The sequence below is a fragment of the Winogradskyella sp. J14-2 genome, from assembly GCF_001971725.1.
Lineage (GTDB): Bacteria > Bacteroidota > Bacteroidia > Flavobacteriales > Flavobacteriaceae > Winogradskyella.
Map to the genome: position 1 here is coordinate 1,756,581 of NZ_CP019388.1, position 13,150 is coordinate 1,769,730.

The 13,150-nt window shown below is 34.0% G+C and carries 15 protein-coding genes; 9 read left to right on the forward strand and 6 right to left on the reverse strand.

The window, feature by feature from the left end; translation table 11 throughout:
- The first annotated feature begins 38 nt into the window (after positions 1–38).
- From BWZ20_RS08045 to BWZ20_RS15165, 7 genes are all read left to right on the forward strand, one after another.
- On the forward strand, positions 39–377 hold the full coding sequence (locus tag BWZ20_RS08045) for a DUF4286 family protein (RefSeq protein ID WP_076618721.1): 339 nt from the start codon (positions 39–41) through the stop codon (positions 375–377).
- Positions 378–430: 53 nt separating this feature from the next.
- Entirely contained in the window at positions 431–1,219 is a 789-nt protein-coding gene (gene rsmA, locus BWZ20_RS08050; protein WP_076618724.1) for a 16S rRNA (adenine(1518)-N(6)/adenine(1519)-N(6))-dimethyltransferase RsmA, read from the forward strand.
- Between the two features lie 69 nt (positions 1,220–1,288).
- Entirely contained in the window at positions 1,289–2,662 is a 1,374-nt protein-coding gene (gene mgtE / locus BWZ20_RS08055; RefSeq protein ID WP_198034945.1) for a magnesium transporter, read from the forward strand.
- Between the two features lie 36 nt (positions 2,663–2,698).
- Positions 2,699–3,637, forward strand: a complete 939-nt coding sequence (locus tag BWZ20_RS08060) for a 2-hydroxyacid dehydrogenase (RefSeq protein WP_076618727.1) — start codon at positions 2,699–2,701, stop codon at positions 3,635–3,637.
- Positions 3,638–3,665: 28 nt separating this feature from the next.
- The gene (locus tag BWZ20_RS08065) at positions 3,666–4,124 is read left to right on the forward strand and encodes a DUF1801 domain-containing protein (protein ID WP_076618730.1); all 459 of its coding nucleotides are present in this window, start codon (positions 3,666–3,668) and stop codon (positions 4,122–4,124) included.
- A gap of 42 nt (positions 4,125–4,166) precedes the next feature.
- Positions 4,167–4,553, forward strand: coding sequence for a VOC family protein (locus BWZ20_RS08070; protein ID WP_076618732.1), 387 nt, complete (start codon positions 4,167–4,169; stop codon positions 4,551–4,553).
- Between the two features lie 144 nt (positions 4,554–4,697).
- A complete protein-coding gene (locus BWZ20_RS15165) occupies positions 4,698–5,177 on the forward strand; it encodes a hypothetical protein (protein ID WP_083677189.1) in 480 nt (159 codons plus the stop codon).
- A 234-nt stretch (positions 5,178–5,411) separates the two neighbouring features.
- On the opposite strand, the gene BWZ20_RS08080 is transcribed toward BWZ20_RS15165, so the two are convergent.
- The 5 genes from BWZ20_RS08080 to BWZ20_RS08100 all read right to left on the reverse strand — a co-directional run bounded on the left by BWZ20_RS08080 (position 5,412) and on the right by BWZ20_RS08100 (position 10,644).
- Positions 5,412–5,744 (reverse strand): hypothetical protein, encoded by a 333-nt coding sequence (locus BWZ20_RS08080; RefSeq protein WP_076618735.1) that lies wholly within the window; start codon positions 5,742–5,744, stop codon positions 5,412–5,414.
- 310 nt (positions 5,745–6,054) lie between these two features.
- Positions 6,055–7,077, reverse strand: coding sequence for a carboxypeptidase-like regulatory domain-containing protein (locus tag BWZ20_RS08085; RefSeq protein WP_076618738.1), 1,023 nt, complete (start codon positions 7,075–7,077; stop codon positions 6,055–6,057).
- Positions 7,070–8,899, reverse strand: a complete 1,830-nt coding sequence (locus BWZ20_RS08090) for a GNAT family N-acyltransferase (protein WP_232217091.1) — start codon at positions 8,897–8,899, stop codon at positions 7,070–7,072. Before BWZ20_RS08090 ends, BWZ20_RS08085 begins: the two co-directional genes overlap by 8 nt.
- Before the next feature lie 19 nt (positions 8,900–8,918).
- Complete coding sequence (locus tag BWZ20_RS08095; RefSeq protein ID WP_076618743.1) at positions 8,919–10,169, reverse strand: aspartate kinase; 1,251 nt, start codon at positions 10,167–10,169, stop codon at positions 8,919–8,921.
- On the reverse strand, positions 10,156–10,644 hold the full coding sequence (locus tag BWZ20_RS08100; protein WP_076618747.1) for a GNAT family N-acetyltransferase: 489 nt from the start codon (positions 10,642–10,644) through the stop codon (positions 10,156–10,158). Before BWZ20_RS08100 ends, BWZ20_RS08095 begins: the two co-directional genes overlap by 14 nt.
- A 166-nt stretch (positions 10,645–10,810) precedes the next feature.
- Here BWZ20_RS08100 and fbp point away from each other — a divergent pair, with 166 nt between their 5' ends.
- Positions 10,811–11,818, forward strand: coding sequence for a class 1 fructose-bisphosphatase (gene fbp / locus BWZ20_RS08105; RefSeq protein WP_076618750.1), 1,008 nt, complete (start codon positions 10,811–10,813; stop codon positions 11,816–11,818).
- Positions 11,819–11,885: 67 nt separating this feature from the next.
- Here the strand turns inward: fbp and BWZ20_RS08110 are convergent, their stop codons facing one another.
- A complete protein-coding gene (locus tag BWZ20_RS08110) occupies positions 11,886–12,317 on the reverse strand; it encodes a TerB family tellurite resistance protein (protein ID WP_076618754.1) in 432 nt (143 codons plus the stop codon).
- Between the two features lie 179 nt (positions 12,318–12,496).
- Here BWZ20_RS08110 and BWZ20_RS08115 point away from each other — a divergent pair, with 179 nt between their 5' ends.
- On the forward strand, positions 12,497–13,135 hold the full coding sequence (locus BWZ20_RS08115; protein ID WP_076618756.1) for a transglutaminase-like domain-containing protein: 639 nt from the start codon (positions 12,497–12,499) through the stop codon (positions 13,133–13,135).
- Positions 13,136–13,150 lie beyond the last annotated feature (15 nt).

Below are 13,150 nucleotides of genomic sequence, written 5' to 3' on the forward strand. Positions count from 1 at the left end.
CTTACTTTTGCATCAACCTTTCTAAAACCTCACACCTAATGCCTAAAACCTCACACCTCATATACAACGTCACAGTTAACATAGACGATTCCGTTCACGATGAATGGCTTAGTTGGATAAAAGCACATATTCCACAAGTTTTAGCTACAGGTAAATTTGTAGATGCCAAACTCACTAAAGTATTGGTAAAAGAAGATATGGGAGGTACAACCTATTCTGTGCAATATAAAGCACACTCTAGAGCAGCTTTAGATGCGTATTATGCTGAAGATGCCGAGCGCTTAAGAGGAGATGGACTAAAACGGTTTGCTGACAAAATGTTAGCGTTTAGAACCGAATTAGAAGTCATAGATGAATATTCGGTAAATTTCAATTAAGTTTGTCATTCCTGCGTAGGCAGGAATCTTTTTAAATAAATACTTCCGAACCAGTGTCAAACCAAAATCAAGTTAAAGCCAAAAAACACTTAGGGCAACATTTTCTAAAAGATGAAAACATTGCCAAAAAGATTGCAGATACCTTAACACTGCGAGGCTACAAAGACGTGTTGGAAATTGGTCCAGGAATGGGTGTATTAACCAAATATCTTCTCAAAAAAGAGACTAAAACTCACGTTATAGAAATTGACACAGAATCCGTTGAATACCTTAAAAGCAATTACCTTAACCTTTCAGACAGAATCTACGAGAAGGACTTTTTAAAGTACGATTTAACTGAAGTTTTTAAAGAGCAGCCCTTCGCTATTATTGGTAATTTTCCATACAATATATCGTCTCAAATTGTTTTTAAAACTTTAGAGATGCGTCATCAAATACCAGAATTTTCGGGAATGTTTCAGAAAGAGGTGGCGCAGCGTATTTGTTCTAAAGAAGGTTCTAAAATCTATGGCATTCTATCGGTTCTAACACAAGCATTTTATGATGCTGAGTATTTATTTACAGTACCGCCTTCTGTATTTAATCCACCACCAAAGGTAGATTCTGGTGTGCTATTACTAAAACGAAAAGAAAATTTTACATTGCCTTGTGATGAAGCTTTATTCTTTAAAGTGGTTAAAACAGGTTTTCAGCAACGCAGAAAAACATTGCGCAATAGTTTAAAAACCTTCAATCTTTCCGATAATTTAAAAGCAAATACTATCTTTGGGCAGCGACCAGAGCAATTAAGTGTTTTACAATTTATTGAGCTCACTTTGCTTATTGAAAACGACCAAAATTAAGTTTTACGTCATTTCGAGCGATTTCAAAATATAAATTTTGAAATTGTATCGAGAAACATAAAAAAACAAGTGGAAGAAACTCAAGACAACATACAATTTCAGCTCACAGATGAGCTCATTGAAAAAGTAGAAGTCCTTGTCGAAGACAAAAACGACAAAGAACTCAAATCCCTTTTAAGTGAGTTTCACCACGCCGATATTGCCGAAATTCTTGACGAGCTCGAGCTAGATGATGCACTTTATGTTATAAAACTTCTAGACTCAGAAACCACTTCGGATGTTCTTATGGAACTCGATGAGGACAATCGTGAGAAAGTTTTAAGAAACCTATCTGCCAAAGAAATTGCCGAAGAAATTGAAGAGCTTGATACCGATGATGCTGCAGATATCATCGCAGAACTTCCAGAAGAGCGACAACAAGATGTAATCTCTCAGATTGAAGACGAAGCTCATAAAGCAGAGATAAAAGAGCTTTTAACATATGATGATGACACAGCTGGTGGTTTAATGGCTAAAGAGCTTGTTAAAGTCTATGAAACCTGGACTGTTGCTGGTTGCTTGCGACGCATAAGAGGACAAGCTAAAGAAGTAACTCGTGTACACTCTATTTATGTGGTTAACAAAGAAGAAAAATTAATTGGTCGCCTGTCACTGAAAGACTTAATTGTTGCCAAAAGTGATCAGAAAATTGCCGAGATAGCTAAAGACAATGTAGATTTTGTTAACGTTAAAGATGATGCAGAAGATGTAGCGAGAGTTATGGCAAAGTACGATTTAGAGGCCATACCTGTGGTTGATGACAACCAAACACTTCTGGGCAGAATTACCATTGATGATATTGTCGATGTCTTAAAGGAAGAAGCAGACAAGGATTATCAATTAGCAGCAGGTATTACTCAAGATGTAGACTCGGACGATAGTATTATTGAACTTACCAAAGCACGTTTACCTTGGTTATTTTTGGGTTTAGTTGGTGGTGTTGGCGCATACGTGATTATGCATTTTTTTGAAAGTGGATTACCTGAAGAATTTAAAATTTTGTTTCTATTTGCTCCACTTATAGCAGCAATGGCTGGTAATGTAGGTGTACAGTCTAGCGCAATTATTGTACAAGGTTTAGCCAATGACGATGTTAAAGGAAGTATTAATAACAGATTAATTAAAGAAATGCTTTTGGCAGCATTAAACGGTGTTATCTTATCCATTTTTCTCTTTGGCTTTGTTGCTATTTTTCAAGGCGACCCCTTATTTGCTTTAGCTATTTCTATATCCTTAATTGCAGTTATTATTGTTGCAGGTCTTGTTGGTACATTCATCCCTCTATTTCTAGATAAACGAGGTATAGATCCTGCTATTGCAACAGGACCATTCATTACTACAAGCAATGATATTTTTGGAATAATCATCTATTTAATGATATCGAAATTAATTCTTGGTATTTAATTATAAATGAATTGGTAGGATAGACATGGTACTCATATGAAAATATTGCACATCGATAAAAACCATCCTCTGCTTTTAAAGCAACTAAATGATTTAGGTTTTACCAATCATGAAGATTACACCTCATCAAAATCAGAAATTGAAGCAAAGATTAAAAACTATGATGGCATTATTATAAGAAGTCGTTTTACCATTGACCAACACTTTTTAAATGCAGCTACAAATCTTAAATTCATAGGTCGTGTTGGTGCTGGTTTAGAAAATATTGATTGTGATTATGCCGAAAAGAAAGGTGTGTACTTAATATCCGCTCCAGAGGGGAACCGAAATGCCGTTGGTGAGCATACCTTAGGACTATTATTATCCCTTTTTAACAAACTAAATAAAGCAGACCGAGAAGTAAGACAAGGCATGTGGTTACGAGAGTCTAACAGAGGCTTAGAGCTCGATGGTAAAACAATTGGCTTAATTGGCTATGGCAACATGGGCAAAGCCTTTGCAAAAAAGCTTAGAGGTTTTGATGTAGAAGTACTTTGTTATGATATTAAACCCAATGTTGGTGATGAGAATGCTGTCCAAATATCGCTTAGCGATCTTCAGGAAAAAGCAGATGTATTAAGCCTACATACACCACAAACTGAATTAACTACAGGTATGGTAAATTCAGAATTTATAAATGCATTTAAAAAACCGTTTTGGCTCATTAATACAGCGCGTGGAAAAAGTGTAATAACAAGTGATTTGGTTAACGCTCTAGAAACTGGTAAAATCCTAGGTGCAGGATTAGATGTTTTAGAATATGAAAAATCGTCTTTTGAAAACCTCTTTACGTCTAGCAAAATGCCAGCAGCCTTTGAATATCTTATTAATGCAGAAAATGTACTTTTAACACCTCATGTAGCAGGCTGGACCGTTGAGAGCAATATTAAACTTGCACAGACCATCGTAGATAAAATTAAAGCGAAATTTTGCTAATTTAGAGGATTACTAAATCCATCAAATTATGCAATACGACGCAACATCACCAGAAGATTATATAAGTCAGGTACCAGAAGAACGGCAAGACACGCTCAAAAAACTTCGTAAGGTTATAAAGGATAATTTACCTAAAGGTTTTGAGGAAGGTATGCAATACAAAATGATTGGCTACTATGTGCCGCACTCGGTTTATCCAGATGGTTACCATTGCGATCCTAAAGTACCTTTACCGTTTATGAGTTTTGCTTCACAAAAAAACTCTGTCAATCTATATCATATGGGCATTTATGCAAAGAAAGAATTGCTAGATTGGTTTGTTGCGGAATATCCTAAGCATTGCAAACGCAAACTCGATATGGGTAAAAGTTGTATCAGATTTAAAAAAATGGAGGATATTCCGTTTGAACTCATTGGTGAGCTAACTCAAAAAATGAGTAGTGAAGAATGGATTGCCATTTACGAATCAGCCTTAAAGAAAAAATAACAGTATAACCTAAAAAGATTCTTGCCTCCGCAGAAAATAAATATGAAAAAACGAGTAACAGGAATAGGTGGTCTGTTTTTTAAATCCACAAACCCAAAAGCATCAAAAGAATGGTACAAAAAACATCTAGGTTTTAATACAGACGATTATGGTTGCAAATTTTGGTGGAAAGATAAGGACGGAAAGGATTGTTCTACACAGTGGAGTCCTTTTGGGAAAGATACCAAATATTATGAGCCTTCTAAAAAAGACTTTATGTTTAACTATAGAGTAGAAAATTTAGAGAAATTATTAGAAACTTTAAGAGAAGAAGGTGTTACAATAATAGGAGACGTGGAAGAATACGACTACGGTAAGTTTGGCTGGGTGCTAGATAATGACGGTAACAAAGTTGAACTCTGGGAGCCGATTGACCAAGCATTTAAGTGATTTTGTAACAATCGCTATAATACACTGACATATAAAGTAGTACTTTGTATTAAAATCTAATAAATGAATATTTTTAAAACACCAAATAGAAAAACGTAAGTACATTTTTACTAACTTTATATTCTAACCAAAACACACAAAACTATGTCAGACGACAACAAAGATTTAGGCGACGAGCTAAACGATATGATTGGCGACGCAAAAGACAACGCTAAGAAGGCTGGTGATAAAATTAGCCAAAAAACGGATGAATTTAAAAAAGAGGCCAAAGAGTTTGCCAATGAAGCTAAAGAGAAAGCTTCTGAATTTTCTAATGAAGCAAGAGAAGTTTTAAGCGATGGTAAAAATGTAGCAATTATAGCGCACATTACAATAATCGGTTGGATTATTGCTATTATAATGAATAGTAGCAATAAAACTGAATTAGGGTCATTTTATATTAGACAAGTTTTAGGGATTATATTATTAGGTATTGTACTTGGTCTTATACCTGTTATTAACTTTTTTGCTTGGATTTTACCATTTGCCATGTGGATTATGAGTTTAATAGGCTCTCTAAGCGGCAAGAAAAAGCCCGTCTTTTTGTTAGGAGAACAATTTCAGGATTGGTTTAAAGGCCTTTAAAAACAAAACCCAGAATTAAAATTCTGGGTTTTTTTATAACAGTTATTTATTTCTAATATCAATCACCGCTAGTTAGCGTATGTTTTTTCTTGCAAGTCCCTGTGTGACATGGAGAACACCCACACATTCTAACTACTTCGCATCCAGCAAACTCACATCCTGAAGATTCACAAACACATGTTTCTCCTTCTACTTGAATACCCATATCCGTACCATATGCTTTTGAACTAATATTTATTTTACCGTCGGTTGTATTGCATTTAACATGTAATAAGGTTTTTCACCTTCTTCTATTTGTGCCTCAATTAGTTTTACTGTACCAAATTGAGTTTTTGGGTCGAGTTCATGGATTTTTATCCAATCTTCTTTTAATTTTTTTTCTGTGATTTTTATAAACTCATTTGTTTTTGAGTCGATGTAACCAACATTATTTTTAAAAGCCTCATCCATAATGTAACCTTTTTCAGATCGTGCTTTGTCATCTAAAATTTTAGTGGTATTGTCGTCAGAGCAGGCCAAAACAGTAATAACAAATAGTAAAATTAATGGCGATAAAAATTTTTTCATGTCTTTTAAGATTTTTAACACTACAAAGTACGTGTGTTATAGTTAAACAATAAACGTTGTCAGTAAAGCGTTTTCATTTTGGTTGTTATTTCTACAAATGAAACTCAAAGCCATTAAAAAAGGGTTGAAAGGGATAAAACAGTACTGATTTTATTCAAAATAAAGGAAACAATAATATCTACAGAATAAAATAGTAATATCTCATTATTTAATTTGAAATTAAAAAAAAAAAAAACGAGAGTACCAATTTTTTTTTAATTATTTTATTGACATTCAGATTTTTATATAAAAAAGAATAAAAAACCTAAATTTATTTCTGGGTTTCTTTTTTTACATCTAAACCATAATCCAAGGGTAGCGTATCTCCCATGCGTTGGCTGCCCATTGCTCCATTAAAATAGACTCCTTTTATAGCGGAATAGTTGCCGTAAGCATCAACCAAAAAACTGTCTACATAGACCTCAATATCGCTTTGTTCCTTTCTGTCATATAAAATTGATACTTTTTGTTTTAGAGAAACTTTTTTAAAATCGGTATTCGGTTTTGCTGTGATTTTAAAATATTTATACTCGGCAACTCTAAAGCCTTTATAATAAATTTCGTAACCTTTTTCTCTCAATTTTTTATGGTATAATGCACGCATAAAATGTTGTACAGAGCCTTTATAAACGTTTTCTCGTATTCTTTGTACACGCTTTTTATCTGCCTTGTCTAAGTTTTTATAATAAGAGGTGCCAGCATAAGCCACTCGCTCTAAAGCAAAATCTTGCGTTTCTAGATCTGCATAGCGGTATTTCGCTTCAAAATCTATCATATCAAAAGATATCTGGTACTGTAGTGCATTATTTTTTATGAGTACAGGTACTTCGGCATTGGCATATAAGGTTTTGTTTCTTTTATCGTATCGTAATACAATGTCATTTTCGTTTAAAATTTTACAAGATTTGGCATATTTAGATGTTCCTAAAAATTCTTTTCTAAAAAGTCTCAGTTTTTGTTTTCTGGTTAAACCATCATCAAAATCTATAAACACCTCATCTAGGCTAATATCTGTTGGCTTTAGCTTTATAACTATATCGTTCGTGGTTCTATAATCTTCTATAACTACTTTTTTGTAACCTAAATAGGAAACCACCAAAGGAGATTGTATAGCGTCTGAATAATCTATAGAGAAATTTCCTTGCACGTCGGTAGTTGTACCAATTGTGGTATTATCGAAATAAACAGCAACTGTTTCTAAAGGTTTGTTATTTGCGGCATCTATAACTTTACCTTTTAGGGTCTGAGAAAAACAAATTACTGGAAATAGAAGCCCAACTAAAACCTTACTCATCATGGTTATCCATGAATTTACGTTCTAGCTCAGCTTGAAACTCTTCCATTACAGGTCTTACGGTACTTTCGGGTAAATCTGCAATTTTTATATACATTAACCCGTCAACAGCATTATTAAACAACGGATCTACATTAAATGCAACAATCTTAGCATTTTGTTTAATGTACTTTTTTAGTAGAACAGGCAAACGTAGTGCGCCTGGCTCTACCTCATCAATTAATTTGTCGAGTTTATTTAAATCGGCTTCGGCTTCATCAAAGACAAACTCTTTATCGGCATCTTTAAGCTTTACCTTAAATTCTTTCTTAGGGTGCACATACTGCGCAACATAAGGGTCGTAGTAGTGCGATTTCATAAACTCAATCATTAGACTCTTTGAGAAGTTAGAGAATTGATTACTTATACTTACACCTCCAATTAAATATTTGTGCTCTGGGTAGCGTAATGTGGTATGCACAATCCCTTTCCAAAGCAGAAAAAGAGGCATTGGTTTTTGCTGGTATTCCTTTATGATGAAAGCACGTCCCATTTCTATGGATTGGCTCATCATTTTGTATAGCTCTGGCTCAAAACGAAATAAGTCTTGTAGATAAAACCCATTAATACCGAAACGTTCAAAAATCTGAGAGCCCAATCCCATTCTATAGGCTCCTGCAATTATATTTTTATCGCTATCCCACAAAAACATATGATGGTAGTATGCATCAAAGGTATCTAAATCTGTGGGTTCGTTTGTTCCTTCACCCACCTCCCTAAAGGTTATTTCTCTTAATCTACCTAACTCGCTCAAGATATTTGGCATATCACTGGCAGCGGCTAAGAATACTTCGTAGTTTTTACTCACCAGCAATCTACAATCTTTTTCCCTTAGATTTTCTACCTCAGCAATCATCAGTTCTGGGTCTATGGGAGTCACTATTCGTTTTGGTGGTTTTGGAACTTTTACAGTTGATTTAATGTTGTCTAAAATCTTTGGTTTGTCTTCAAAGGTTTTAGATAGCATATAGGTTTTTCGTCTTAAAAATTCGGTAAATTCATTGAGTGTTTTATGCTCGTTTTGGTCATTGACCGTAATTGGCCTACCGATTCTAACTTTAATGGTTCTTCGCTTTTGAGTAAGTAACTCTGAGGGTAACTTGGCCGTTCTTAACGTATCGCTAATCTTGGATAGCCTGTAGAATAGTCTACTGTTTTTAGCATGAAAATAAATAGGAACAACAGGCACTTCTGCTTTTTTTATTAATTTCATGGCCGCTTCTTCCCACGGTCTATCAACTACTAGCTTTCCGTCTTTATAAGTTGACACTTCACCTGCAGGAAACACACCTAAAGGATGTCCGTCTCTTAAATGCAAAATGGCATTTTTAAAACCTGTAATGCTACTTTTCACATCCTTTCGGTCTTCAAAGGGGTTTACTGGCATTACATAAGGTTTTAAAGGTGCTATTCGGTGCAGTAGAAAGTTGGCTATAATTTTAAAATCATTACGTTGCTCAAGCATCAATTTTAAAAGTAAAATACCATCTATTCCACCAAGTGGGTGATTAGAGATGGTGATGTATGCACCATCTTTTGGTAATCGTTTTAAGTCTTCTTCGGGAATTTCAAATTTTATTTGAAAATCATCTAAAAGTGCGTTTAGAAAATCTAAGTCAGATAAATGCTTATTGCGCTTGTAGATTCTGTTAATCGTAGAAATTTTTAGCACTTTCATTAGCAACCACCCAAAGAACGTGCCCAGAAAACCATACTTATCTGCATTAATAGCTTTTGCAACTTCTTTTGCGGTTACTAATCCCATATCAGATGATTTCCTCATAAAACAAATGTAGTAAATGTTATTTAGTTACGATTTGAACGGTCTCTTGCGTTAATTGTTTCAATAACACAGTTTTATCTTTTTCAAGCGCTTTAATGGCTTCCTCATTATAATGCCTAATAGTATAAAGACTAACCTCATCGTAACATGTTACATTAAATTTTGCCTTTAAATGCTGTAACAATTTATTACGATTATTGTAAATATTGTCTATGCAGACTGAAAAACTTATCGCTGAGTTTTGAATGACATCTACCTTCATTTTATATAAATGTAATAGGCTAAAGATTTCACTGATATTTTCTTCAACGATATAAGAAAAGTCTAATGATGATAGCGAAATTAAAATCTGATTCTTCTTAACTATAAAACAAGGTGCTTCTGGCTCTATGGCTTTTCCTTTACTTACACATGTACCTTCTGCTTTTGGGTTTAAAAACGACTTTACGTATAATGGAATTTCCTTTCTTTGTAGAGGCTGTAGGGTCTTTGGATGAATTACAGATGCACCATAAAATGCTAACTCTATAGCTTCTCTGTAAGAAATTTGATTGAGCAATTGTGCATTTTTGAAATAGCGTGGGTCTGCATTTAATACTCCCGGAACATCTTTCCAGATAGTAACACTACTGGCATTAAGGCAATAGGCAAAAATGGCTGCAGTATAATCACTACCTTCTCGTCCTAGTGTTGTTGTAAAATTATTAGAGTCGCTGCCTAAAAAACCTTGTGTAATGTTTAGTACTGATTTATTGAAATTTGAAGAAATATATTGTTGCGTTTCATCCCAATTAACGTTGGCACGTCTGTAATAGTTATCTGTTTTAATATAATTTCTTACATCTAGCCAATTATTTTTCACACCAATTTGGTTGAGATAGTAGCTAATAATTGTGGTAGATATTAACTCACCGTATCCTATTGTTTGGTCATAAACATAATTGTAATCTGGAGATTTATTGCTTTTAAAAAACTGGTTTAGCTCATCGAAAAATGATTTTACGACCACAAACACCTCATGATGTTCATTATTGAATAAATCTAACAAAATTTCATTATGATATTTTATAACATCATGTATAGAGCTTTGCAGTTCTGTTTTGTTTTCAAAGTAATTTTTTACAACAACTTCCATGGCATTGGTTGTTTTTCCCATAGCAGAAACGACCACCAATGTATTTTCATAACCCGTTTCCGTTAAAACTGAAGCAAGGTTTTTTACTCCTTTAGCATCTTTTACCGAAGCTCCACCAAATTTATAAACGCGCATCACAATTTTTTAAATAATTTTCTATTCCTTTTTCATCTAACTGAACTACGTCCCAATCTCGCATTACATTTGCTCCTTTCTTTTCATAGAAATTTATTGCTGGTTCATTCCAATCAAGAACCTCCCAACTAATTCGCTTTACTCCTAAGGATTTACCGTATTCAACAACTTTATCTAATAGTTGGGTTCCTAAATTTTTACCTCTTTGCGATTGGCTTACAATTAAATCCTCTAAGTGTAAAACTTCGCCTTTCCAAGTAGAGTATCTTTTGTAAACCAAAGCCATACCTTCAACCTTATGGTCTACTTCTATAACAAAACAGGTAAATTTTGGATTATGCCCAAAACCGTCCTCTTCTAACATGTTTTGAGTTACTTCCACGGCTTCTGGTTCTTTTTCAAATATTGCCAATTCTTTTATGAGTTCTAGCACTCTTGGCATATCGGCTTTTGTAGCAAGTCTAGGTAGATTCATTTTTACTTTTAAAAGACTCAAATATAGTTTAAAATTAACGCTTTCATTTTATGCTTTTTTATTAAAAAAGACACTTTATCAAATTCTTAACTCGTTTAGTCCACGAAAACGTTATAGTTTATTAAAAAATACGATATTTGTTGCAACTACTAATCAATATTATATCATGTCGCGACGCAATCAAACTCTTGGTGAGTTTATCATAGAAAACCAATCTTCTTTTAAGTATACTTCTGGTGAACTCTCTAGGCTTATAAATTCTATTAGGTTAGCTGCAAAAGTTGTTAATCACGAAGTTAACAAAGCAGGATTGGTAGATATTCTTGGTGCTGCTGGAGATACCAATGTGCAAGGCGAAGATCAACAAAAGTTAGATGTTTATGCCAACGAAAAGTTTATACAAACTATGACCAATAGAAACATCGTTTGTGGTATTGCTAGTGAAGAAGAGGACGATTTTATAACCATTAATAGTCAAGACGAAAATCACCAGAATAAATATGTGGTTTTAATAGATCCTTTAGATGGTTCTTCTAACATAGATGTTAATGTTTCTGTTGGTACTATTTTCTCAGTTTACAGAAGAGTAACACCTGTTGGAACACCTGTTCAGATAGAAGATTTTTTGCAAAAGGGCACTAATCAGGTAGCGGCTGGTTACATTATATATGGTACATCTACAATGCTTGTTTACACTACGGGTGATGGCGTTAATGGATTTACCTTAAACCCAGCCATAGGCTCTTATTATTTATCGCATCCAAACATGAAATTCCCTGAAAATGGACAAATTTATTCGGTTAACGAAGGAAATTATATCCATTTCCCCAAGGGCATAAAAGATTATATTAAGTACTGCCAGATGGAAGAAGGTGATAGACCTTACACTAGCCGTTATATAGGCTCTTTAGTGTCTGATTTTCATAGAAATATGATAAAAGGTGGAATTTACATGTATCCTAAGAGTTCAAAAGCTAGTAATGGTAAACTTAGATTGCTTTATGAATGTAACCCTATAGCGTTTTTAGCAGAACAGGCAAACGGAAAGGCAAGTGATGGATTTAACCGAATAATGGAAATAGAACCAACCGAACTTCACCAGCGTGTACCATTTATTTGCGGTAGTAAAAATATGGTAGAAAAAGCAGAAGAGTTTATGCGTAACGCAGAATAAAAAAGCGAACATCACTTCGACTACGCTCAGTGACCATGTTCGCTTTTGTTATATAAAATCTTGCCTTTTATTGATTCATTTTTTTCATTCTCTCGATAAACTCGTCTAAGTCTACCTCGTAATGTACCAAAGTAAGAGCCTTATCTGTAATGTATTTTACATTGTCTGGATTAAATCCTAACCCAATGCAAAGTTTCTCAAGCAAGCTTGTTTGGTTTGGTCCTTCTATGTGGTCGGCCCAGACCATACGTGCCAAGTCGTATAAGCGCTCTAAGCGTTTATCGTAAGACGTTGGCGGATTAATTGGATGGCTTAGATAATCCTTAAGTATCGTTTTATAATCTATTTCACTTATTTCTAAACGGGTGGCAAGTCGGTCTAAAAATGCTTTTTCCGCATCGTTAATAACACCATCACTCATAGCTACTCTTACAATAGCAGCAAAATGGTCCTCATTTCGCTTTTTAAAACCACTATCAAATAAATCTGAAATTGACATAATCTGTATTTTTATATGCCTGCAAATATAGACTAAACCTTAAGGTAATAAAATGAAAATCTAAAGATTTTTACATAGCTATAGAACTGTATTTAATATTTATGTTTTTAACAAAAACCCACCTTTCTTATTTTTAAATTTAAAGTTATAAGTTTGTTAAGCAACGATTTCTTTCTTACATGAATGCCAAATATTTAAAAGAAACATATTATTACGATTACAGCAACCCTCAAATTCAAGATTTAATAAAAGAGGTACATCTATGCACTACAACCCAAGAAAAAATAAAGCATCTGTACCTTAAAGTAAGAGATAAGTGGAGATATAGTCCGTTTGAAATTGGACTTACCGAAGCACATTATAAAGCTAGTAATATTGCAAAAAAACAACAAGCGCATTGTATAGATAAAGCTATACTTCTAATCGCTGCTTTACGTGCCGTAAATATTCCGGCACGATTGCGATTGGCAAAAGTTTCTAACCATATTGCCACAGAACGCTTAGAAGCTAAACTAGGCACTAACGAGCTTGCACCACATGGTTTGGTTGATGTATTTCTTGATGGAAAATGGAAAAAATGCTCACCTGCATTTAACAAAGAACTTTGTGCAATGTATAATGTAGATGTATTAAATTTTGATGGTACCGAAGATTCTGTATTACAAGAATACAATAAAGACAGTAAAAAATTTATGACCTACTTAGAAGATTACGGTCACTTTGAAGATGTACCTCTAGACTATATTAAATCTATTTTTAAAGACAATTATCCTGAGCTTTACAACACTTACTTGAACGCAACAGACATCAAATTTTAAACATTTTTTTAGTTA

Excerpts from the sequence above, each read along its gene's own strand:
- BWZ20_RS08090 (WP_232217091.1), bottom strand. The coding sequence starts at position 8,899 with ATGAGGAAATCATCTGATATGGGATTAGTAACCGCAAAAGAAGTTGCA.
- BWZ20_RS08080 (WP_076618735.1), bottom strand. The coding sequence starts at position 5,744 with ATGAAAAAATTTTTATCGCCATTAATTTTACTATTTGTTATTACTGTT.
- BWZ20_RS08070 (WP_076618732.1), top strand. The coding sequence starts at position 4,167 with ATGAAAAAACGAGTAACAGGAATAGGTGGTCTGTTTTTTAAATCCACA.
- BWZ20_RS08060 (WP_076618727.1), top strand. The coding sequence starts at position 2,699 with ATGAAAATATTGCACATCGATAAAAACCATCCTCTGCTTTTAAAGCAA.
- BWZ20_RS08110 (WP_076618754.1), bottom strand. The coding sequence starts at position 12,317 with ATGTCAATTTCAGATTTATTTGATAGTGGTTTTAAAAAGCGAAATGAG.
- BWZ20_RS15165 (WP_083677189.1), top strand. The coding sequence starts at position 4,698 with ATGTCAGACGACAACAAAGATTTAGGCGACGAGCTAAACGATATGATT.
- fbp (WP_076618750.1), top strand. The coding sequence starts at position 10,811 with ATGTCGCGACGCAATCAAACTCTTGGTGAGTTTATCATAGAAAACCAA.
- BWZ20_RS08100 (WP_076618747.1), bottom strand. The coding sequence starts at position 10,644 with ATGAATCTACCTAGACTTGCTACAAAAGCCGATATGCCAAGAGTGCTA.
- BWZ20_RS08115 (WP_076618756.1), top strand. The coding sequence starts at position 12,497 with ATGAATGCCAAATATTTAAAAGAAACATATTATTACGATTACAGCAAC.
- BWZ20_RS08045 (WP_076618721.1), top strand. The coding sequence starts at position 39 with ATGCCTAAAACCTCACACCTCATATACAACGTCACAGTTAACATAGAC.
- BWZ20_RS08095 (WP_076618743.1), bottom strand. The coding sequence starts at position 10,169 with ATGCGCGTTTATAAATTTGGTGGAGCTTCGGTAAAAGATGCTAAAGGA.
- BWZ20_RS08085 (WP_076618738.1), bottom strand. The coding sequence starts at position 7,077 with ATGAGTAAGGTTTTAGTTGGGCTTCTATTTCCAGTAATTTGTTTTTCT.
- BWZ20_RS08065 (WP_076618730.1), top strand. The coding sequence starts at position 3,666 with ATGCAATACGACGCAACATCACCAGAAGATTATATAAGTCAGGTACCA.